The organism is Streptomyces sp. NPDC096012 (assembly GCF_040426375.1).
Classification (GTDB): Bacteria; Actinomycetota; Actinomycetes; order Streptomycetales; family Streptomycetaceae; genus Streptomyces.
Genome location: NZ_JBEOTD010000048.1, coordinates 15452 through 35743, shown reverse-complemented (window position 1 = coordinate 35743; position 20292 = coordinate 15452). Strand labels below are relative to the sequence as shown.

21 protein-coding genes, 1 tRNA gene and 2 pseudogenes are annotated in these 20292 nt (G+C 73.1%); 7 read left to right on the top strand and 17 right to left on the bottom strand.

What is annotated here, in order from left to right; genetic code table 11:
* Nucleotides 1–49: 49 nt before the first annotated feature.
* Nucleotides 50–973, bottom strand: coding sequence for a transketolase family protein (locus tag ABVB68_RS32375; RefSeq protein ID WP_353604748.1), 924 nt, complete (start codon nt 971–973; stop codon nt 50–52).
* A gap of 33 nt (nt 974–1006) precedes the next feature.
* On the bottom strand, nt 1007–1714 hold the full coding sequence (locus ABVB68_RS32370) for a thiamine pyrophosphate-binding protein (protein WP_353604747.1): 708 nt from the start codon (nt 1712–1714) through the stop codon (nt 1007–1009).
* Nucleotides 1715–1839: 125 nt separating this feature from the next.
* Between ABVB68_RS32370 and ABVB68_RS32365 the strand changes: the two genes are divergently transcribed.
* Nucleotides 1840–1913, top strand: a tRNA-Pro gene (locus tag ABVB68_RS32365).
* Between the two features lie 272 nt (nt 1914–2185).
* Here the strand turns inward: ABVB68_RS32365 and ABVB68_RS32360 are convergent.
* From ABVB68_RS32360 to ABVB68_RS32350, 3 genes are read right to left on the bottom strand one after another with little or no spacing between them, the layout of a single operon-like run.
* Nucleotides 2186–3058 (bottom strand): haloalkane dehalogenase, encoded by an 873-nt coding sequence (locus ABVB68_RS32360; RefSeq protein WP_503006421.1) that lies wholly within the window; start codon nt 3056–3058, stop codon nt 2186–2188.
* A gap of 32 nt (nt 3059–3090) precedes the next feature.
* Nucleotides 3091–3495, bottom strand: a complete 405-nt coding sequence (locus ABVB68_RS32355) for a pyridoxamine 5'-phosphate oxidase family protein (protein ID WP_353604746.1) — start codon at nt 3493–3495, stop codon at nt 3091–3093.
* A complete protein-coding gene (locus ABVB68_RS32350) occupies nt 3492–4184 on the bottom strand; it encodes an NAD(P)H-binding protein (protein WP_353604745.1) in 693 nt (230 codons plus the stop codon). The genes ABVB68_RS32355 and ABVB68_RS32350 overlap by 4 nt, the downstream gene beginning before the upstream one ends.
* A 76-nt stretch (nt 4185–4260) precedes the next feature.
* Here ABVB68_RS32350 and ABVB68_RS32345 point away from each other — a divergent pair, with 76 nt between their 5' ends.
* Nucleotides 4261–4995, top strand: coding sequence for a TetR/AcrR family transcriptional regulator (locus ABVB68_RS32345; RefSeq protein WP_353604744.1), 735 nt, complete (start codon nt 4261–4263; stop codon nt 4993–4995).
* A 290-nt stretch (nt 4996–5285) separates the two neighbouring features.
* On the opposite strand, the gene ABVB68_RS32340 is transcribed toward ABVB68_RS32345, so the two are convergent.
* The 4 genes from ABVB68_RS32340 to ABVB68_RS32325 are packed head-to-tail and all read right to left on the bottom strand — an operon-like array spanning nt 5286 to nt 9253.
* The gene (locus ABVB68_RS32340) at nt 5286–5813 is read right to left on the bottom strand and encodes an NUDIX hydrolase family protein (protein ID WP_353604765.1); all 528 of its coding nucleotides are present in this window, start codon (nt 5811–5813) and stop codon (nt 5286–5288) included.
* 16 nt (nt 5814–5829) lie between these two features.
* Entirely contained in the window at nt 5830–7008 is a 1179-nt protein-coding gene (locus ABVB68_RS32335) for an amidohydrolase family protein (protein ID WP_353604743.1), read from the bottom strand.
* Nucleotides 7009–7011: 3 nt separating this feature from the next.
* Nucleotides 7012–8415: a type I glutamate--ammonia ligase gene (locus tag ABVB68_RS32330; protein ID WP_353604742.1), complete on the bottom strand. Its 1404-nt coding sequence runs from the start codon at nt 8413–8415 to the stop codon at nt 7012–7014.
* Between the two features lie 25 nt (nt 8416–8440).
* Nucleotides 8441–9253, bottom strand: a complete 813-nt coding sequence (locus ABVB68_RS32325; protein WP_353604741.1) for an SAM-dependent methyltransferase — start codon at nt 9251–9253, stop codon at nt 8441–8443.
* Between the two features lie 159 nt (nt 9254–9412).
* Between ABVB68_RS32325 and ABVB68_RS32320 the strand changes: the two genes are divergently transcribed.
* Complete coding sequence (locus ABVB68_RS32320; protein WP_353604764.1) at nt 9413–10264, top strand: Cof-type HAD-IIB family hydrolase; 852 nt, start codon at nt 9413–9415, stop codon at nt 10262–10264.
* A 129-nt stretch (nt 10265–10393) separates the two neighbouring features.
* On the opposite strand, the pseudogene ABVB68_RS32315 reads toward ABVB68_RS32320, so the two are convergent.
* From ABVB68_RS32315 to ABVB68_RS32300, 4 genes and pseudogenes are all read right to left on the bottom strand, one after another.
* Nucleotides 10394–10498, bottom strand: a pseudogene (locus tag ABVB68_RS32315) (SAM-dependent methyltransferase); the annotation flags it as partial.
* Between the two features lie 29 nt (nt 10499–10527).
* Nucleotides 10528–10872 (bottom strand): DUF3140 domain-containing protein, encoded by a 345-nt coding sequence (locus tag ABVB68_RS32310; protein WP_353604740.1) that lies wholly within the window; start codon nt 10870–10872, stop codon nt 10528–10530.
* 30 nt (nt 10873–10902) lie between these two features.
* Nucleotides 10903–11394, bottom strand: a complete 492-nt coding sequence (locus ABVB68_RS32305; protein WP_353604739.1) for a Dps family protein — start codon at nt 11392–11394, stop codon at nt 10903–10905.
* A 93-nt stretch (nt 11395–11487) separates the two neighbouring features.
* The gene (locus ABVB68_RS32300) at nt 11488–12297 is read right to left on the bottom strand and encodes an alpha/beta hydrolase (protein ID WP_353604738.1); all 810 of its coding nucleotides are present in this window, start codon (nt 12295–12297) and stop codon (nt 11488–11490) included.
* Between the two features lie 197 nt (nt 12298–12494).
* On the opposite strand from ABVB68_RS32300, the gene ABVB68_RS32295 reads away from it, so the two are divergent.
* Both ABVB68_RS32295 and ABVB68_RS32290 read left to right on the top strand, forming a co-directional pair.
* Nucleotides 12495–13682, top strand: coding sequence for a thiolase family protein (locus ABVB68_RS32295; protein ID WP_353604737.1), 1188 nt, complete (start codon nt 12495–12497; stop codon nt 13680–13682).
* Nucleotides 13683–14073: 391 nt separating this feature from the next.
* On the top strand, nt 14074–15597 hold the full coding sequence (locus ABVB68_RS32290) for a long-chain-fatty-acid--CoA ligase (protein WP_353604736.1): 1524 nt from the start codon (nt 14074–14076) through the stop codon (nt 15595–15597).
* Between the two features lie 318 nt (nt 15598–15915).
* Here ABVB68_RS32290 and ABVB68_RS32285 read toward each other — a convergent pair whose 3' ends face one another.
* Nucleotides 15916–16695, bottom strand: coding sequence for an SDR family oxidoreductase (locus ABVB68_RS32285; protein WP_353604735.1), 780 nt, complete (start codon nt 16693–16695; stop codon nt 15916–15918).
* A 78-nt stretch (nt 16696–16773) separates the two neighbouring features.
* On the opposite strand from ABVB68_RS32285, the gene ABVB68_RS32280 reads away from it, so the two are divergent.
* Nucleotides 16774–17361 carry a TetR/AcrR family transcriptional regulator gene (locus ABVB68_RS32280; protein WP_353604734.1) on the top strand — a complete coding sequence of 196 codons (588 nt, stop codon included), beginning with the start codon at nt 16774–16776 and terminating at the stop codon, nt 17359–17361.
* 187 nt (nt 17362–17548) lie between these two features.
* Nucleotides 17549–17641 (top strand): annotated as a pseudogene (locus ABVB68_RS37070) (sulfite exporter TauE/SafE family protein); the annotation flags it as partial.
* A 59-nt stretch (nt 17642–17700) separates the two neighbouring features.
* On the opposite strand, the gene ABVB68_RS32275 reads toward ABVB68_RS37070, so the two are convergent.
* The 3 genes from ABVB68_RS32275 to ABVB68_RS32265 all read right to left on the bottom strand — a co-directional run bounded on the left by ABVB68_RS32275 (nt 17701) and on the right by ABVB68_RS32265 (nt 20262).
* Nucleotides 17701–18447: a cobalt-precorrin-6A reductase gene (locus ABVB68_RS32275; RefSeq protein ID WP_353604733.1), complete on the bottom strand. Its 747-nt coding sequence runs from the start codon at nt 18445–18447 to the stop codon at nt 17701–17703.
* A gap of 124 nt (nt 18448–18571) precedes the next feature.
* Nucleotides 18572–19345 (bottom strand): precorrin-6A synthase (deacetylating), encoded by a 774-nt coding sequence (cobF, locus tag ABVB68_RS32270; protein ID WP_353604732.1) that lies wholly within the window; start codon nt 19343–19345, stop codon nt 18572–18574.
* A 293-nt stretch (nt 19346–19638) separates the two neighbouring features.
* Nucleotides 19639–20262 carry a DUF309 domain-containing protein gene (locus ABVB68_RS32265; RefSeq protein ID WP_353604731.1) on the bottom strand — a complete coding sequence of 208 codons (624 nt, stop codon included), beginning with the start codon at nt 20260–20262 and terminating at the stop codon, nt 19639–19641.
* Nucleotides 20263–20292: the final 30 nt, after the last annotated feature.

Sequence of the window (20292 nt, the reverse complement as noted above, 5' to 3'; positions counted from 1 at the left end):
GGGCGGCCGCGCGGCAGACGCGCATTGTCAGACAGGACCTGGCCCCGGCTCACACCGCCGTCGTCACCCGGCGCCCCGCGCCCACGAAACGGCCGATCCGCTCGCGCAGGCCCTGCGCGTCCAGCCCGTGCGCGGCCACGTGCTCCTCGACGGTCCCGTACCGGCGCAGCTCGCGGCGGCCGACGCCGAGGCCCAGCACCCGGTGCGGGACGTCCGCCAGTGCCTCGCTCACCGCGCGCGTCGACGTCCCCGCGAGGTACGGCTCGACCAGGACGACGTCGGTGCCGGTCGCCTGCGTCGCCCGGCGCAGCCCCGCCGCGTCGAAGGGCCGTACGGTCGTCGCGTACAGGACGGTCACGTCCATCCCCTCCGTGGCCGCGAGGACGGCGTCGAGCATCGGACCGACCGCGAGGACCACGCCCGAGCGACCCTCGCGGACCGTCACCAAGTGTTCGCCGTCGGTCGCCCGGCCCCGCCGGTTGGACAGCACGGACAGGCGCACGTACACCTTGTCGTCACCGGCGGCGACCGCGTGGCGCAGCAGTGTCTCGGCCTCGTCGGGATGCCCGGGGACGTGCACGGTCCAGCCGTCCAGGGTGTCGAGGAGGGCCACGTCGCCCGGGGACATGTGGGTGTAGCCGCCGGCCGGCCAGTCGAAGGAGGCGGCCGCGCTCACCAGCACCGCCCCGGCGTCCTGGTGCCCCAGGTCCAGCTTGACCTGCTCGAACGGCCGTTCCACGAGGAAACTGGCGAAGGTGTGCACCACCGGCCGCAGCCCGGTGAGCGCCAGCCCCGCCGCGGCCCCGACCAGGAGCTGCTCGCGGATGCCGACGTTGATCACCCGCTCGGGGTGGCGGCGCATGGCTTCCCGGAATCCGTCCAGGCCGATCTCGGCGAGGACGACCGCGACCCGCGGATCCTCGTCCAGCAGCCGGGAGACGACGGGGGCCAGACGGTCACGCATGGTGTCCATGAAGGGGTGCCCTTTCCGGAGAGCGGGGGAGGATCAGAGGTTCTTCGGCTCGACGCGGGCCACGACCACGTGCGGCCGTCCCGGGTGCGAGGCCGTGAAGGCGGCGTACAGGGCCTCGTGGTCGCGCCCGTCGACGGTCACCGCGGACCAGCCGGCGGCCTCGAACCGGGCGGCGATCCCACCGGGCAGCGCGTGGGTCGCGGAGGAGTTGTCGACCACCACGGTGTGCAGCCGGTCCAGTCCCGCGGGTCCGGCGAAGGCGATCGCCTCGTGATTGCTGCCCTCGTCCAGTTCGGCGTCCCCGATCAGCACCCAGACCGCCGGATCGTGCAGGCCCTGTGCCCGCAGTCCCAGCGCGGTGCCGACGGCGATCGGCAGCCCGTGCCCGAGCGAGCCGCTGGCGATCTCCGCGCCCGGTACCAGTACGCGGTCCGGATGATGCCCGAGCGGGGAGTCGTACGAGCCGAACCCGGGCAGCCAGGCGACGGGCACGAAGCCCTTCGCGGCGAGCACGGCGTAGTACGCCATGGGCCCGTGCCCCTTGCTCAGCAGGAACCGGTCCCGGCCCGGATCGCCCGGCAGCCCGGGATCGACCCGGAGCACCCGGTCGTAGAGCACCCACAGCACGTCCAGCGTGGAGGTGGCCGCGGGGCCGTGTTTCTCGTCGCCGGTCATCAGGCCCATCAGTGCCGAAAGGTCGTCGTAGCGGTATGCGCGGCGTTCGTCCGCTGTGGTCGTCATGCGGTCGATCGTGCAACCTCGACCAAGGTTGAGGTCAACCTCGGAAGAAGGGCGCGATCACCGATCCGAGTGCGGTATGGTTTCCCTGCGCGTTTCGACCGGGGAAATCCCAGGTCAAACGGCACCGGGACGTGGCGCAGCTTGGTAGCGCACTTGACTGGGGGTCAAGGGGTCGCAGGTTCAAATCCTGTCGTCCCGACTTTACGAAGTCGCAGGTCAGGGGCCGCTTCAGAGGATATCTGAAGCGGCCCCTTGATCATTCTTGGGGACCGCCTGGGGACCAGTGATAGTGAAGGGGCTGTGGCGCACCTTGACCCGATCAAGGTGCGCTGCGTGGAGGCTTCGAGCGGGGAGGGCGACGCCGGCGCGTAGTTCGCGCAGGTCCGGGACGGGATGTGGTGGTAGAGGGTTGCCGGGGTCGGGCAGGAGGTCGCGGGCGGCGCGGATCGGCACCGCCGTGATCGAGGACGCCTACGGGCGTGCCAGCCCGTGACGGTCGGCCCAGTCGTTGATCGCCGAGGCCAGCTCCTCGGGGCGGTCCTCCGGGGAGTGGTGGCCGGCCAGGCCGTGGCGGGAGACCTCCAGGCACGCGATGTTCTCCTCGCACCAGGCCACGGTCCCCTGGTCGGTCATCGAGCCCGGTCCCGGCTCGAACGCGGCGAGCAGTTTGGGGACTTCGGGGCTGGCGGCCAGCCAGGCGTCGTACCGCTCGATGCGGGCCACGACGTCGGCGGGCTCGGCGTCCAGCGGCATCATGCGCGTCCACGCCAGTACCGGGCGGCGGCTGTGCGGGGTCGGGAAGGGGCGGCGGTAGACCTCCAGGTCGGCAGGGTCGAGCGGGGTGGCGAGTGTGTCCGGGAGCCCCTCGATGAACAGCGACTTCTCCAGGATCATCTCCTCGCCTACCCCGGGGGTGCGTAGGAGAGCGAACAACTTCCGCCCGGCTTCCGGGAATTCGTCGCCGGTCAGCGGCTTGATGATGGTCTCCGTGAAGGCGAGGCCGCGGACGGTGCCCGGGAGGCGGGCGGCGCGGTCGAAAGCGAGCGCGCCGCCCCAGTCATGGCCGACGAGGACGGCGTCGGTAAGGCCGAGGGCGTCGAACCACGCGTCGAGGTAGCGGGCGTGGTCTTCGAAGGAGTAGGCGAGGTCGGGCTTGCCGGAGTCACCCATGCCGATGAGGTCGGGGGCCAGAAGGCGGCGGCCGGGCGCGGCCACCCCAGGCAGGACGTTCCGCCACAGGTGGGAGGAGGTGGGGTTGCCGTGAAGGAAGACGAAGGGCAGCCCGTCGGGGTCGCCGGACTCGCGGTAGTAGAGGGTGGAATCGAGGACGGGGAGGGTGGGCATGGCGGTGTCACTCCGCTTTCGATACCGGGGATTCAGAGGTTGAGGTTCAGGACGCGGTCGACGGCGATCTCGACGACGACCAGGTCCAGCGGGGTGGGCGGGTCCGCGCGGTAGCGGACGGTGTAGCGGCGGACCGCCTCGGCCAGGGGAGCGGGGGCATGGGTGACGGCGGCCCGGCCTTCGAGTGTGATCCAGCGGCAGCCGTCCGCCTGACAGAGCGCTACACGGGCCGCCGGCCCGGCCGCCTTCACGTTCCGGGCCTTGCGGGCCCCCGCCCGGGTGGTCACCCGGGCCAGCCCGGCGGCCGCGTCGAAGGTGAAGCGGACGGGGGTGACGTGCGGAGTGCCGTCGGGACGGAAGGTGGTGAGGGTGGCCGTGTGCGGGAGAGTGAGGAACGCTCGTGCGACGGACGAAAGTTGGAAGGTGGGGCGGCTCACTTCTTCTTCACGCCCTCGTTCCAGATCAGCTTGGCGATGTTCGGCTTCACGGCCGTGGTGATGACGCCCATGGCCGTGCGGACGTACCGCCGCTCCGTCATTTCGCGCAGCATGCTCGCGGCGAGGTCGGCACGGGCGGTGAAGACGCCGTCGGCGCTGGTCTCGGCAGTGTGGTAGTCCGTGACGACGGGGTGCTCGAACAGGCCCGAAGGCCGGACGATGGTCCAGTCGAGGCCCGTCTGACGGATCACGGCCTCCATACGGCGCATGTCCTCGTGGAGGGTACGGCCGAGACGTCGGTTCACCAGCGGGTCGAGCACATGGTTGAAGAAATACGCGCCGGTAGGGCGCCAGTTCGGGTCGGCGATGCTGGAGCTGACGGCGAGCAGCCGCTTGATGCCGTGGCGAACCATGGCCCCGGTGATGACGGTGGCGCTCGCGGAGTACGTGGTGATGGTCCCCTTGCTGAAGCGCGCGCCCAGGGCGGAGAGGACGGCGTCCGTGCCGTCGATCGCGGCGTCGGCAGCCGCCGGGTCGGTGGCGTCGGCGACGGCCACGGCAAGGCCGGGCCGCGCGGACAGGGAGCCGGGTCTGCGGGTCACGGCGACGACCTCGTGGCCGGCGGCCAGGGCCTGTTCGACGAGGCGGCGGCCGGTCGGTCCGGTGGCGCCGAAGACTGCGATACGCACGGTGTCGGGTCATCCCTTCGTGTGGCAGCAGGAACGCCCTTGACTGTGCTGCTCACCCAACGCAGGCTCAATGCTGATGAATAACGCCGTCCCTGCCCCCGCCCGCACCCGAGGCCGCCCCCGCGGCAACCCGCCGACCCGTGAGTCGATCGTCTCGGCGGCCCGTTCGCTGTTCCTTGAGCACGGCTACCGGAGCACCACCCTGCGCGCGGTGGCGGGGGCCGTCGGAGTCGACCCGGCGCTGATCGCGTACCACTTCGGCTCGAAAAAGGGCCTGTTCGCGGACGTGATGCAGTTCCAGTGCGCCAACGCGCTGGCGAGGGACGAGGTCCTCGGCGGTGACCCGGCCACCCTCCCCGACCGCCTGATCGACGCGGTGACCGACCTGTGGGAGGACGCCGACTTCCGGCAGCTCACCATCCAGGGCGACGAAGCCGCCGAGGTGATCCGCGAATACCTGGAACGCGAGCTGCTGGCCCGGCTTGTTGAATTTCTCGGCGGCCGGGACGCGACCGCTCGTGCCACGGCCGTGGTGACGATCCTCGGCGGCCTCATCTACACCCGCTACCTCAACCCCCTCCCCACCCCCGCCGCCCTCACCCCGTCCGAGATCCGTCACAGCCTGACCCCGGCGCTGCGCGCGGTACTGGCCCCGAGGCTACGGGCCGCGGCGCCCGCCACTGCCGGCCGTCGGGGCTCGCCGACCTCGGGCGGAGGCGCCGTCCGCCGGGGCGGCTTCACAGGCCGTAACAGCTATGTCACCGCCGAGAAGCAACAGGCCGACGAGGAAGCAGGGGCAGAGAACCACTGAGCCAGGCTCTGGTTACCGCCCTCGTCCACGGCCTCGATGCTCTCCTCGCTCTCGGCCGAGGCCCGGACCGCATCCCGGCCTGAGGAGCGTGCGACGCATCCGGTGACCTGGCTGTGCACGCCGGAGAACCTTGCTCGGTTCGCCGCCTTCACACGCGAGGCCGATGTCCGCCGCCGGGCCATTCGCGAACAGCAGCCGGAGCAGCCCACCGACGCTCCCGTCCTCCTCCTCGGCCGGCAGCGGCCGGCCCGCCGGCACCCGGCCGGAGCGGGCCCGGGCCGCCGGCGGTCTCAGAAGGTGACGCCCACGTGCGCGAGGGCCTGCTTCAGCAGGGCTCCGTGCCCGCCGGGCATCTCGCTCTGCACGGCGAGCGAGGCGGCGTCCTGCGGGCTGAACCAGACCAGGTCCAGCGCGTCCTGCCGGGGGCGGCAGTCGCCGGTGACCGGCACGACGTAGGCCAGGGAGACGGCGTGCTGGCGGGGATCGTGGTACGGCGTGATGCCCGCGGTGGGGAAGTACTCGGCGACCGTGAAGGGCTGCAGGGAGGCGGGGACGTGGGGCAGGGCCACCGGGCCGAGGTCCTTCTCCAGGTGCCGCAGCAGCGCGTCACGGACCCGCTCGTGGTGCAGGACGCGGCCGGAGACCAGGGTCCGGCTGACCGTGCCGTCGGGGCCGATGCGCAACAGCAGCCCGATGCTGGTGACTTCGCCGCTGTCGTCGACGCGCACGGGCACGGCCTCGACGTACAGGATCGGCATCCGGGCCCTGGCCATCTCCAGCTCGTCCGTGGTCAGCCAGCCGGGCGTGGTCTCGGTCATGTCAGACATTGCTTGATCATACTTTCCGGGTCGGGCGCCCGCTGGATGCGCGGGCCGGTTCGGACAGGGGCGGTCCATACAGTCGGCGGGCGTTGTCGCGGCCCGTCCACGTGGCGATCCGTAAAGCGTCGGGCAGGCTCAACTCGTCGGCGTCCACCCGGGCCTGGAGCAGATCGGCGAGCCCCTGCCGGAAGGACAGCGCGCCCAGGTGGTGGAACTCGGCCACACCGTAGGCGTCGGAGCTGTACAGCAGTTTGCGGAACGGCGTGATCTCCAGCGCCTCCTCCAGTACCGCCCGGCAGCGGGCCGGCCCGGTGTAGTGCAGGGCCAGACCGACGTCCAGGTACACCTGCCGGAACACCGTGGCCAGGTAGGCGGCCTGGCGGTGGTAGGGCCAGCAGTGCAGCAGCAGGACCGGGATCGTGCCGGACGTCAGGTGCAGCCAGTCGGTGAGCAGGGCCGGGTCCGCGCGGTGCAGCCGTAGGTCGGCGTCGCCGAAGCCGGTGTGCAGCTGGAGCGGCAGACCCAGGTCGACGGCGGTCCACAGCACGTGCCGTACCAGCACCGGGTCCGCGAGCCGGCCGCCGTGTGCGAGCCAGCGGGCGGCGGCCGCGGTCACCTCGGCGTCCATGGGGCGCGCCGGATCCAGGGCGAAGCCGGTGCGGTAGGCGGCCACCGACTTCACCGCCACCACGTCCGGCCGGCGTACGGCCTCCTGCGCGGCCCCACGGAAGGCGTCCGCGTACGCGTCCGCCTCGACCCCCCGGGCGGCCACCGCCTCGGCGAGCTGCTCCAGCCGTACCACCTCGTAGGCGGCGGCCCCGGCCGCGCGGGCCAGCTCGGCGGGGCCGGTCACCGGGTGCGGGGCGTAGCCGGTGTCCACGCAGAACGCCTCCGCCCCGGACGCCGTCAGGAAGCGGCGGTTGACCTCCTGCCAGCCGAGTGCCGTACGGCGAGCCAGGTAGTCGTCCGGCGGCGCGTGCCGGGGGAGGTCCAGCAGGGGTGCGCAGTGGCGGCGCACGGCCACGCCGACGGGGCTGTCGAACGGCGACACGCCGGGCCACGCCTCGCCCTCGGTGATGAGGGACTCGAACGAGCCGGGAGCGAGGTCGGCCGTCACGGCGCCGTGGCAGTGGTGGTCCACCAGCGGCAGCGCGTCGAGCGCCTCGTGGACCGGTCCCGATGCGGTGGCCATCGCTCAGTACTTCCAGCGGTAGGCCGCCGCCACCCGGTCGTCGTCGAGACCGGCCACCGCCGCCGCCTCGCCGAGGCGTACGGCGATCACGGCGTCCGCGAGGACCGGGCCGAGCGCGTCGCGCAGCACCCGGTCCGTGCGGAACTCCGCCACGGCCTGCGGCAACGACTCCGGCAGCCGCCGCACGCCGAGGGCCGCCGCCTCGTCCATGCCGTAGCGTGCGGGATCGCCGGTGATCTCCTCCGGGAGGGAGCGGGCCGCGGCCAGGCCGTCGAGACCCGCGGCGATCACGCAGCCGAGGGCCAGATAGGGGTTGGCGGCCAGGTCGACCGGTTTGACCTCCAGGTTCGCCTCCTGCTCCCGGCGGCCCGCTGTGCCCGTGACCACACGAAGCGCCGCCTCGCGTGTCTCACGGCCCCATGCGGTGAACACCCCGGCCCACCGGGAGGGCCTGAGCCTGAGGTAGCTGGCCGGGCTGGGGGCGGTGACCGCCGTCAGCGCCGGGAGGTGGGCGAGCACCCCGGCCGCGAACGACTCGGCCTCGCTCGTCATGCCGTACCGCGACGCGCCGCCCGCGTGCAGGTTCCGCCCGTCGCGCCAGCAGGACAGGTGCAGGTGGCCGCCGTTGCCGACGCCCTCGGCGGAGACCACGGGCGCGAACGACACCCTCAGGCCGTGCCGCTGCGCCACCGCCCGGACGGTCTGGCGCACCAGCACGCTGCGGTCGGCCGCCGCCACCGGGTCCAGTGCACCCACCGACACCTCGAACTGCCCCTCCGCGTACTCGGGATGCAGCTGGTCGACGTCCACGCCCTGAGCGGCGAACGCGGCCAGCAGGTCGGCGGTGTAGTCGCTCAGCTCGACCTGCCGGATCGCCCCGTACGCCGGACCGGAGACCGCCGGCAGGAACTCCCCGGCGGGCGCCGAGCCCAGCCCGACCGCCCACTCGATCTCCAGGGCCGCCTTGAAGGTCAGCCCGTGCCGCTCGGCGGCGCCGGTGACGATCCGGCGCAGGAACGTCCGGGAGCAGCCGGGGTGCCGGTCGCCCTCCTGGGTGATCCGGTCCACCGGCGCCCACGCCCAGCCGGGCTGCCCGGCCAGCGGCACCAGCTGATCGAGGTCCGGGTAGAGCCTGAGGTCGCCGTCCGGGGAGCCGAGGACGTCGGTGGTGACGATGGAGTCGTCGGCCAGGAAGGTGTCGAACACCGGGGACATGCCGACCCCCCACGCCACGGCGGTCTCCAGGCGTGCGGTCGGGATCGTCTTCACCCGGCCGACGCCCGCGGTGTCGACGTAACCGAGCACGATGCCGCGTACGTCCTTCGCGCTCAGCTCGGCGGTGAGCGCGGCGGCCCGGCGCACGTCGCCGGGCCGCCCGCCCGGCACGGGGTCGGTCGAAGTCGTCAAAGGTCCTCCTCGGCGGCTCGGCGGGTCAGCGTTTCACGGCCACCGCGCCGTACTGCGGCACCGCGGCGGCGGTGGCCGACTCCGGGCGCCACTGCGAGCACGGCACCAGACCGGGCTCCAGCGGGTCGAGGCCGTCGAGGAACCCGGCGATCTCCTCCCGGGAGCGGGCGGTGATCGGCGGGGTCGCGTTGGCGTTCCAGAACTCCATCGCGGCGATGTTGCCCTCGCCGCCCACATCGGCGTCGTAGGTCGGGTGGGTGAGCACCAGGTGGCTGCCGGAGGGGACCGCCGCCATCAGCCGCCGCACGACGTCCCGGGCCTCGCCGGTGTCCGGCACGAAGTTCAGGATGCCCAGCAGCAGCACCGCGACCGGCCGGCCGAGGTCCAGGGCCTCGCCGGCCCGCTGCACGATGAGGTCGGGGTCGCGCACGTCGGCGTCGATGTAGTCCGTGACGCCCTCGGGGGAGCCGGTGAGCAGCGAGCGGGCGTGCACGAGGACGATCGGGTCGTTGTCCACGTACACGATCCGCGACTCGGGGGCGATCCGCTGCGCGATCTCGTGGGTGTTCTGCGCCGTCGGCAGGCCGGTGCCGACGTCCAGGAACTGCCTGATCCCGCGCTCGCGGGCCAGGAAGGCGACCGCCCGGGCCAGGAACTCGCGGTCCGCCCGGGCCACCGCCCGGATCACCGGGAACATCCCCGCGACGTGCTCGCCGACCCGCTGGTCGACCTCGTAGTGGTCCTTGCCGCCGATCCAGTAGTTCCACACCCGTGCGTTGTGTGCCACGGAGGTGTTGAGCTTCGCCGGTCCGGCCGTCTCAGGCTGCCCTTCGGTCACGTCGCCGTCCTTCTCACGTGCGGTGTTCCGCCGTCATTGTGCCGCCCGCCGATCGCGCTGTCCGGGAAACGTGCACCGTGGGCGGTTCGGGGTGCCTTCGGGACGTTCCGGCCCATGAGGAACACTGGACGCCGACCCCACCGCGACCGGAAGCAGGACATGCACGCCACGCCCCCTCCCACGGACATCCCCGGAGTGCCCGCCGGCCCCGCCGACATCCGCCTCGTCGTCACCGACATGGACGGCACCCTGCTCGACGACGCCAAGCGCATTCCCGACGGGCTCTGGCCGATGCTCGCCGAGCTGCGCCGGCGCGGGGTGCTGTTCAGCCCGGCGAGCGGCCGCCAGTACGCGACGCTGGCCCGGCAGTTCGCGGACGTCGCCGAGGGCATGGTGTTCATCGCGGAGAACGGCACGTACGTGGTGCGCGACGGGGTGGAGCTGAGCGCCGACCCGCTGGAGGGAGCCGTCGCGGCCCGGATCGTGCGGACGGTACGGCGGCTGGTCGCGGACGGGGTGGACGCCGGTGCCGTCGTGTGCGGCAAGCGGGCGGCGTACGTCGAGCGCACCGACGAGCCGTTCCTGGCCGAGGTGCGCAAGTACTACGTCGAGCACCGGATCGTGCCGGACGTCACCGCCGTCGAGGACGAGGTGATCAAGGTCGCGCTCTTCGACTTCGGATCAGCCGAGCACTCCGTCGCCCCGGCGCTCGCGGAGTTCGCCGGCACCCACCAGGTCGTCGTCTCCGGCGAGCACTGGGTCGACGTCATGAACCGCACCGCGAACAAGGGCACCGCGCTGCGCGGTCTGCAGCGCGCGCTCGGCATCACGCCCGCGCAGACGATGGTCTTCGGCGACTACCTGAACGACCTGGAGATGCTCGACGCCGCCGAGTGGTCCTTCGCGATGGCGGGCGCCCACCCCGAGGTCGTCCGCCGGGCCCGGCACATGGCCCCGTCCAACAACGACGCCGGGGTGCTGCGGACCATCGCCCACGTGCTCGGCCTGTAAGGCGGGTGGCCCGCCCGGGGGTGGCCCGCCCGGGGGTGGCCCGCCCGGGGGTGGCCCGCCCGGGGGTGGCCGGCCGGCCGGTGGCCGGCCCGCGTGGGTCCGGGCCGGCCGAGGGGCGTGGTCGAGCAGGGCGAGGAGGGAGAGGGCCACCGGGCGGTCGAGGTCCGGGACGCCCGCGGCGCGATCCGGGATGGTGCGCGGATCGCGGGCGTCGGCCCGCACGTACTGCGTCACGCCCGCCGCAGAGCCGCGCGGCGGCGCGGCTACGGCTTGAGCGGGTCGTGGCCGAGGGTCATCAGCCGGTGCCGGCGGCGGGTGTCCTCCGGCGTGGCCTCGGGCTCCGGCTCGTTCTCCAGGTCCGCGAGGGCGTCGACGGTGTCGACGACCCGGTACATCACCCGGATGTCGGCGTCCGTGAGGTCCGTACGGCGCTTCTGGAGGATCGCGAGGACATGCCGGCCGGTCGGCGTGCCGGCTTCTTCGGGCAGCGGCTCCGCCTCGTCGTCGGCGTCCCGCACCCGGAGCCAGGCCGCCAGTTCGGCGGAGGTCATGTTCACCACGCGGTGGAAGTCCTCCCACAGCGTGTCGAGTTCGAGGGCGTCGGCCATGGAGTGCCCCTTCCGTACGGGGTGGATGTGCTAACCGGCGGCGTTCTCGCGCGGTTGGTTCTCGGCCTCGAACATCCAGCGCTGCTTCTCCAGGTCGGCCGTGATGGAGATGAACAGGTCCTGGGTGACCGGGTCCGCCTTCTCCGTCGCCTCGATCCGCTCGCGCAGCCGGCCGACGGCCGTCTCCAGCGCCGACACCATCAGCTCCACCACCTCCGTGTCGCGCAGCCAGCCGTCCTTGGTACCGGGCAGGGCGAAGGCGGCGGCGATGGTCTCCGGGCGTCCGTCGGGCGGCACGCCGAGCGCGGCGGCGCGTTCGGCGACCGTGTCGGAGTGGGTGCGCGCCGTGTCGACCACCTCGTCCAGCTGGAGGTGGATCGACCGGAAGCGCGGGCCCACGATGTTCCAGTGCGCCTGCTTCCCGACCAGTGACAGTCCGAGCAGATCGATCAGGGTGTCCTGCAGGGCGGTCCCGGTGACACCGAGCGCCTCCGCGGGCAGCGTGCTCTTGATCACGGACATGGTGGGGATGTCCCCTTTCCTGGATTCGTCGGTATCCGTGGTTGCGTCCGTGAGGGCGGGTGCCCCGCGGCCGGAGCGGCCAAACAGGCCTGCTCAGCGGGGCAGTGACGCGTCCAGGAAGCGGATCACCTCGGCGTGGACCCGATCCCGGTCCGTCTCGTGGAACACCTCGTGCCGGGCTCCCGCGAAGATCCGCTCGGTCAGCCGGCCCCCGCCGAGGCGCTCCACCCCGACCCGGCTGCCGGCCGGCGGCACCAGCCGGTCGTCGTCCCCGTGCAGCCACAGCACCGGCAGCCGGCCCACGTCACCGCCCCGGTCGACGGCCTCCAGGGTCCGTACGAACGCCTGGAGCGTCGGCCGCTTCATCGGCCCGTGCCAGACCAGCGGGTCGGCGGCGTAGGCGGCGCCCACCGCCGGGTCCCGGGAGAGCGCGGACGGGCTGATCGGGGTGTCCGGGATCTCGTCCAGTGCCAGCAGCCGGCGCGGCAGCTCCCAGGCGCCGATCACCGGCCCGGAAAGGACCAGCGCGCTCAGCTCCGCGCCGTACCGCTGGGCGTAGCGGGCCGCGATCAGGCCCCCCATGGAGTGGCCGACGAGCACGAGCGGCAGGCCGGGGTGCGCGGCCCGGGCCAGGTCCGCCGCCGTGTGCACATCGGTGACCACGTCCTCGAAGTCCTCGATCAGCACCCGCTCCCCGGCCGACCTCCCGTGCCCCATGTGGTCGGGTGCGTAGACCGCCGCCCCGTGCCCGGTGAGCACACCGGCGAGCTCCTCGTACCGGTCCGCGTGCTCGCCGTAGCCGTGCACGAGGAGAGCCAGGTGGCGGGGGGACGGGTGCGGCCATTCGCGGACGGCGATCGCGCCGCGGGTGCCCTCGACGACGTGCTCGCGGACGTGGTGCATGTCTCCTCCGGCTGCCTCGGTGAAGGTGGGTGAGGATCTTCCCAGTGAGCCGGGCGGAGGTCTATAGTCCAAAACTAGCAGTGCTAATTAACGGGGGGTCGCGACGGACCGCGGCCCCGGCTGATCACAGCCGGAGGGTCACGGCCCGGACCGCGGCCCCGGCTGATCCACAGCGTCGTAGGTCAGGAGTCCCAGTCGTGCGTCCCGTCCACTTCGCGGCCGCCCGCCGCACCCCCATCGGCAAGCTGCGCGGAGCCCTGTCCGCGATCCGGCCCGACGATCTGGCGGCGACCGTGATCCGCCGGCTGGTGGCCGGCGTGCCCGCGCTCGACCCCGCCCGCATCGACGACGTCTACTGGGGCGCGGCCAACCAGGCGGGCGAGGACAACCGCAATGTCGCCCGGATGGCCGCCCTGCTCGCGGGGCTCCCCGAGACCGTGCCCGGCGCCACCGTCAACCGGCTGTGCGCCTCCGGTCTGGAAGCGGTGACAACCGCCGCCCGGACGATCGCCGCGGGCGAGGCCGACGTGGTCATCGCGGGCGGCTCGGAGTCGATGAGCCGCGCGCCCTTCGTGCTGCCCCGCCCCGACGAGGCCCTGCCGCACCGGATCGAGACCCACGACACCCGGCTCGGCTGGCGCCTGGTCAACCCGGCCATGAAGGACCTGCACGGCCTGCTGGCCATGGGCGAGACCGCCGAGGAGGTCGCCGAACGGTACGGCATCTCCCGCGAGCGCCAGGACGAGTTCGCGCTGCGCAGCCACCGGCTGGCCGCGGCCGCCCGCAAGGACGGCCACTTCGACGACGAGCTGCTGCCCGTCGAGCGCCCGGACGGCATCGTGGTCGACCGGGACGAGTGCGTCCGCGAGGACACCTCGCCGGAGAAGCTGTCCCGGCTGAAGCCGGTCTTCCGCGCGGGCGGCACGGTCACGGCGGGCAACGCCTCGCCGATGAACGACGGGGCGGCCGGCCTGCTGCTGGTCAGCGAGGAGGCCCTGGAGGAGCTGGGACTCCAGTCCCTCGGCCGCTACGTCGCCGGCGCCTCCGCCGGGGTCCACCCCGACGTGATGGGCATCGGCCCCGTCCCCGCCACCCGCAAGGCCCTCACCCGGGCCGGCTGGCGGATCGAGGACCTGCAGGAGGCCGAGTTCAACGAGGCGTTCGCCGCACAGGCACTCGCGTGCGTCGACCAGTTGGGCATCGACCCCGACCTGGTGAACCCCAGCGGAGGCGCCATCGCCCTCGGTCACCCGCTCGGCTGCTCCGGCGCCCGCATCCTGACCACGCTGCTGCACCGGATGCGGCGCACGGGCGCGGCACGCGGGCTGGCGACGATGTGCGTGGGTGTCGGCCAGGGCAGCGCGGTGCTGGTCGAAAGGGACTAGCGATCCGCCGACGGGGCCTCCCGTCAGGGGGATAGGGGCCTGGCGATCGCTCAACGGGGCTTCCCGCCTGGGGGTGGGGAGCAGCGATCGCCCGGCAGGCCCGCCGGGGGGTGCGGAGCAGCGGTCCCCTGGCAGGCCCCCAGGGGGTGGAGACCAGCGATCCGCCGGCAGGCCCCCCGGGAGGGGGACCAGCGATCCGCCAACGGGGTTTCCCCGCCCCGGAGGCAGGGGCAGCGAGCCGCCAACGGGGTTTCCCCGCCCCGGAGGCAGGGGCAGCGAGCCGCCAACGGGGTTTCCCGTCAAGGGCGTAGGGGCCGGTGATCTGCCCACAAGGGCTCCCCGCAAGGGGATTCGGTACACGAGCCGCAGCAAGGAAACGGAGCACCACTCCATGGCAACCCTGTCCGTCGCCGCCATCCTCGCCGAGAACGCCCGGCGCCGTCCCGAGAAGACGGCTCTCGTGGAAGGCTGTCTGCGCCTCAGTTTCGCGGAGGTGTGGCGCAAGGCGCTGGAACAGGCGGGCGCGCTCGCCGGCCTCGGCGTGGGACCGGGGGACCGGGTGGCGCTGATGGCCCCCAACACCGCCGAGTTCCCGGTCGCCTATTACGCGATCGCCGCGGCCGGCGCCGTCGTGGTCCCCGTGCACCTGCTGCTGTCGGCCGGGGAGGTCGAGCACGTCCTGCGCGACAGCGGCGCCACGCTGCTGCTCGTCCACCCGGCCCAGGCGGAGACCGGACGCACCGCGGCCGCCGCCACCGGGGTGCGCGCGGTCACCCTCGGCGAGGAGTTCGAGAAGCTCGCCGCCGGCACCGAGCCGCTCCCGTCCTACCGCACCCGGACCGCCGACGACCCCGCGGTGATCTTCTACACCAGCGGTACCACCGGTGTCCCCAAGGGCGCCGTGCTCAGCCACTTCAACCTGGTGATGAACGCGACCGTCAACGCCTTCGACGCCAACGACATCCGCGCCGACGACATCGCCCTCGGCGCGCTGCCCCTCTTCCACGCCTTCGGCCAGACCGTCTCCCTCAACTCCACCTGGCGGGCCGGTGCCACGCTCGTCCTGCTGCCCCGCTTCGACGCCGCCCGCGCCATCGAGCTGATGGTCGAGGAGGGCGTGAACACCTTCCACGGCGTGCCGACCATGTTCGTCGCCCTCGCCGCGGCGGCCGGGGACGCCACCGCGCTGCCGGAGCTGCGGGTGTGCGTCTCGGGCGGGGCCTCGCTCCCGGTCGCCGTACTGGAGCGCTTCGAGGCCGCGTTCGGGGCGAGGATCTACGAGGGGTACGGGCTGTCGGAGACCTCGCCGACGGCCACCGTCAACCAGCCGGTCTTCGGCACCAGGCCCGGCACCATCGGCCACCCGCTGTGGGGCGTCGACGTGGAGATCGCCCGCGCCGAGGCCGAGGGCCGCATCGAACTCCTGCCGGCCGGCGAACTGGGCGAGGTCGTCATCCGCGGCCACAACGTCTTCTCCGGCTACCTCGGCCGCCCCGAGGCCACCGCCGAGGCCCTGGTCGACGGCTGGTTCCGCACCGGGGACCTCGGCACCAAGGACGAGGACGGTTTCCTGCGGATCGTCGACCGGAAGAAGGACGTCATCATCCGCGGCGGCTACAACGTGTACCCGAGGGAGGTCGAGGAGGTGCTGGTGCGCCATCCCGGCGTCGCCCAGGCCGCCGTCATCGGCCTGCCCGACGAACTGCACGGCGAGGAGGTGTGCGCCGTCGTCGTACCGGCGCCGGGCACCGTGCCCGACGCCACCGCCCTCATCGAGTGGTCCAAGCAGCACCTGGGCAGGCACAAGTACCCCAGGCGCGTGGAGTTCACGGAGGCACTGCCGCTGGGACCGAGCATGAAAGTGCTCAAGCGGGAACTGCGGGCCCGGTACAGCGGTCCGTCGGGCGGAGCGTGAAGGTGTCATGAGGGTGTTCGGGCGCGCACCGCGGGCCCGGTACGCCGGCCGGTGGGGGCCGACCGGCGAGGCGGTCCTTACGCGGGCCGGGTACGTGCGCCTGGCGTCGGTTCCCGCATGTCCTGCCAGCCGATGTTCGCGGGGTGCGCTTTCACGCGTGTGCCACGGCCCCGGCAACCGGTCCGGAGCCGAGAAGGCCGGCACACCGGATATCGCCTCCGTGTTCAGTGCCGACGCGGCCGTGGTTCGTCCTACGGCGCAGTCCTGCCGACGGCAGGACTGCGCCGGGGACGGTGTCTACGGGCTGCCGAAGTACCGCTAGATGATGGGGAGTTCGCCGCCGTCGACTGCCAGGCTCACTCCGGTGACCCACTGGGCCCGGTCTGACACGAGGAAGGCGACGGCCTCCGCGATGTCGCGCGGGTCTCCGGGGCGTCCCAGCGGGACTCCCGCTGTGATGTCGGCGAGCGGGACACCCATCGCGTCGGCGAAGTTCTGGCGGATCGCGTCGGCGCCCGGGGTGAGCACGTTGCCGGGCATGATCGTGGCGACGCGGATTCCGGCCGGCGCGAGCTCGGCGGCCAGGGCCTTGCCGTAGTTGTTGAGCGCGGCCTTGGCGGCACCGTAGTGGGCCAGCGGCGGCATGGGCGTGACGGCCGCTCCAGAGGAGATGTTCACGATCGCGCTGCCCGCTCCGGCCTCGCGCAGCGCCGGCAGCAGCTCGTTGTTGACCCTCACGGCGGACAGGTAGTTGAGGTTGAGTGCGTCGATCCACTCTTCGTCGGGGATGGACGCGATGCCCCCGAGGTGCGCGCCCGCTGCGGCGGCGTTGTTGACCACGATGTCGACGCCGCCGAGTTCGTCGAGTGCGGCCGAAGTGAAGGCCCGCACACCCGCGAGCGTGCTGATGTCGCCCTGGATGAAGGTGGCGGCCTTCGGCGTCTCGTCGGTGGCGTTGCGGGCCGTGGTGACGACGGTCGCGCCGCCGTCGAGCAGCCGCTGCACGACGGCCGCGCCGATCCCGCGGGAACCTCCCGTCACGACTGCGCGCTTGCCGGCGAACTCGATGGGGTCGGGTGAAGTAGTAGTTCTGAACATGTGGTCCACAATAACGAGTTCTGGACCGAACGTCCAGAAGTTTTGGACCGGCAGTTCGGAACGGCGTAGGATTGCCACATGGCGCGACCCCGGAAGTTCAACGAGCAGGACGTCATGGCTGCTGTGCGCTTGAAGTTCAACGAAACCGGCTACCACGGCACCTCGGTCGACGACCTCTCCCGCGCGACAGGGCTCAGCAAGGGAAGTCTCTACGGCGCGTTCGGTGACAAAGAGGCACTTTTCCGGCGAGTGTTCGAGGAATACTGCGCGAGGTCGGACGAGGGCGCTGCCGCACGGCTCGAAGGTCCCGAAGACCAGGCCCTCGACCGCCTCCGCGGCTGGCTCCGAGCGTCGGAGAGCTACCAGGGCCGGCGTGGCTGCCTGCTCGCCAAGACCACGGCCGAACTGTCGTGGGAGAACGACGCCATCGCGGCCAGGTCGCTCGCGGCGTACGAAACACTGCTCGACAGCTGCCGCCAACTCATCGAGCAGGCACAGCGCGCCGGACACGTGGATCCCTCCGCCGACGCCGAGGTGCTGGGCGGGCTGATCCTCGCCACACACCGAGGGCTCGAGGCGCTCGCCAAAGCAGGGGTCGACACCAAGACGCGAAACCGGATCGCCGACGCCGCGATCGACAACATCGCACTGCCGGTTTCCGGCTAGACCGCGCAGACGCGAGCTCCTGCCCGCGGCGAAAACGGACCCTGCGCCGAGAGACCGCGCCGGCGGCAGTGTTCGCTGTCGGCACGGTGTGTCGGGACCGTGCGCGAGTGCATCGAAGAGCGCATGGACGACTCGCCTCACTGGACCGCCTGCCTGCCAACGGTGCAAGTCAGTCGATGCTCGGGCAGGCGCGCTGATCGGAAAGTGGGCCGTGAACAGGATCGATCAGCGGCTCTTCGAACGACTGGTGATCGCGGCGACGATCGTGGGCGGCGTGCAGTCGCCGACCCGCCAGCCGCGTTCCCGGTCGCACAGGGAGCGGGGCCGGGGCCCCGGTCGTCAGCTCGGGGCGAAGCCGAGGCGCTCCAGCACGCCGGCCACGTCGGGCACCACGGTCAGACCGGCCGGAGGTTCGGGCCGGCGTACGACGACCACGGGCAGCCCCAGTTCCCGCGCGGCCGTGAGTTTCGCGGCCGTCGCCTCGCCTCCGCTGTCCTTCGTGACCAGGACGTCGATCCGGTGGTCGCGCAGCAGGCTGGTCTCGTCGGCCGTGGTGAACGGGCCGCGCGCCAGGACCACCCGGGTGTGCGGGGGCAGCGGCGGTTCGGGCGGGTCCACGGACCGGACGACGAAGTGCAGGTCCGCCGCCCCCGCGAAGGCCGCCAGACCCAGGCGTCCGGTGCTCAGGAACACCCGGCGGCCCAGCCGGGGCAGGATCTCTGCGGCCCCCGTCAGGGAGGGGACGGCGTGCCAGTCGTCGCCGGGACCGGGCCGCCAGCCGGGGCGGCGCAGGACGACCGCCGGCACACCGGTGGCCGCCGCCGCGCGGGCGGCGTTGGCCGTGATCGCCTCCGCGAAGGGGTGGGTGGCGTCCACCAGGGCGTCCACCCGGTGGGCGCGCAGCCAGTCGGCGAGGCCGTCCGGTCCGCCGAAGCCGCCGATGCGGAGTTCGCCCGCCACCGCTGCCGGCCGGGCCACCCGGCCGGCCAGGGAGGTGGTGACCCGGACCCCGGGGCGGGCGGCGAGGTCGGCGGCGAGGCGGCGGGCCTCGGTGGTGCCGCCGAGGATCAGGACGTGCGGGGGCATGGGATGAGCGTATCGGGGGCGGAACACGGCGAATCCCGTGCTCGGCCGCGCGCGTGCGGCGGGCCGGCCGCGGCGCCCGCCCGCATGCCGGACCCGGTGGCAACGCGCGTCCGCGCGGCGGGTGTCAGTCCTCGCCCGGGTTCCTGCGCAGCAGGTACGTGTCCATGATCCAGCCCTTGCGCTCGCGTGCCTCGGCGCGCAGCCGCTCGATGCGCGGTCCGGCCTCGGCGATCGGACCGGAGGCCAGGATCTCGTCCGGGGTGCCCAGGTAGGCCCCCCAGTAGATGTCCATGTCCTGGTCGCTGTACCGCCGGAAGGCCTGCTGCGCGTCCAGCATCACGACCACGTCGTCCACGCCGTCGGGGAAGCCCTCGGCCAGCCGCCGCCCGGTGGTGATCTGCACCGGACGCGCCACCCGGTTCAGGCCCGTGCGGTGCCGGGCGACCAGCGCGGAGACGCTGCTGACGCCGGGCACGACGTCGTACTCGAACGCCACCGCGCCGCGCCGGAGCACCTCCTGGAGAATCCCCAGCGTGCTGTCGTACAGCGCCGGGTCCCCCCACACCAGGAACGCCCCGGTGCCGTCCTCGGCCAGCTCCTCGACGATCAGCCGCTCGTAGATCCCGGCACGCGCGCTGCGCCAGTCACCGACGGCCGGCGAGTACGCCGTCCCGCCCGCCTTCCGGTCCCGCTCCGGGTCCCGGGCCGCCACCACCCGATAGGACCCCGCCGGCAGATGTGCGTCCAGCATGTCCCGGCGGAGCTGGGTCAGATCGCTCTTCACCTCGCCCTTGTCGAGCAGGAAGAACACGTCCGTGCTCCGCAGCGCCTTGACCGCCTGCAGGGTCAGCTGGTCGGGGTCGCCCGCGCCGATACCGATGACATGAATCTTTCGCACGCGCCGAGTCTGCCGCATACCGCCACCGGCGCGTCCACCGCCTCCGCCCCCGGCCGGCACGACGCCCGGCCCGGCGGAGACCGTCATCCGCCGTGGCGGGGACCGTCATCCGCCGTGGCGGGGACCGTCATCCGCCGTGGCGGGGACCGTCGTCCGGCGTGGCGGGGACCGTCGTCCGGCGTAGCGGGGACCGTCGTCCGACGGGCTGGGGGGATCGTCGCCTCGGCCCGGTGGCGGCCGTCGTCCTGCGGGCCGCGGAACCGTCGTCCCGGCTCGCCCCGGCTCGCCCCGGCTCACCCCGGCTCGCCCAGGCCGAGTCGGGGCGCCTCGGTGCGCGCGTCCACCGGGCCCGGTCCGTGGTCCACGCGTGCTGCCAGCTCCCGGGCCCACCGGGCCAGGCCGGGCAGATCCATCCCGTACGGCCGGTCCTCGCCCCGCTGTGCCGCCCACTCCTCGACCGCGCCACCGCCCCGCCGCAGCAGGCGCGCCCCGCCGACCGCGTTCCCGCGGGCCGCGTGCGTGAGCCCCACCGCCAGCTGGGCCAGCCCCCGCCACAGCGCGCGCTCCTCCTGCGGGCCCGACTTCCAGGCGTCCTCGAACACCTCGTGCGCGTGGAACGGCCTGCCCGAGTCCAGCAGCGACTGCGCCTCCAGGACCGTCTCCCGCGGCTCCCGTACGACACCCTCGGGCTGCCGTGGGACGCCCTGCGCGCCGTAGGGCAGCGGCCGGCCCAGCCCGTCCCGCGGCCGCGCGCTACGTGCCCTGCCGTCCGTGTCCCGGTCCCTGCCCTCCGTGTCCCGGTCCCCGCCGTCCGTGACACCGTCCCGGCCCTGCCCGTCCCGGTCCCACCCGTCAGCGTCCCGGCCTTGGCCGGCCGCGTCACCGTCCCGGCCGTCGAATGCGCCTGCCTTCGTCATACGGCCGATTGTCTCCCGCCGTCTCCCGTC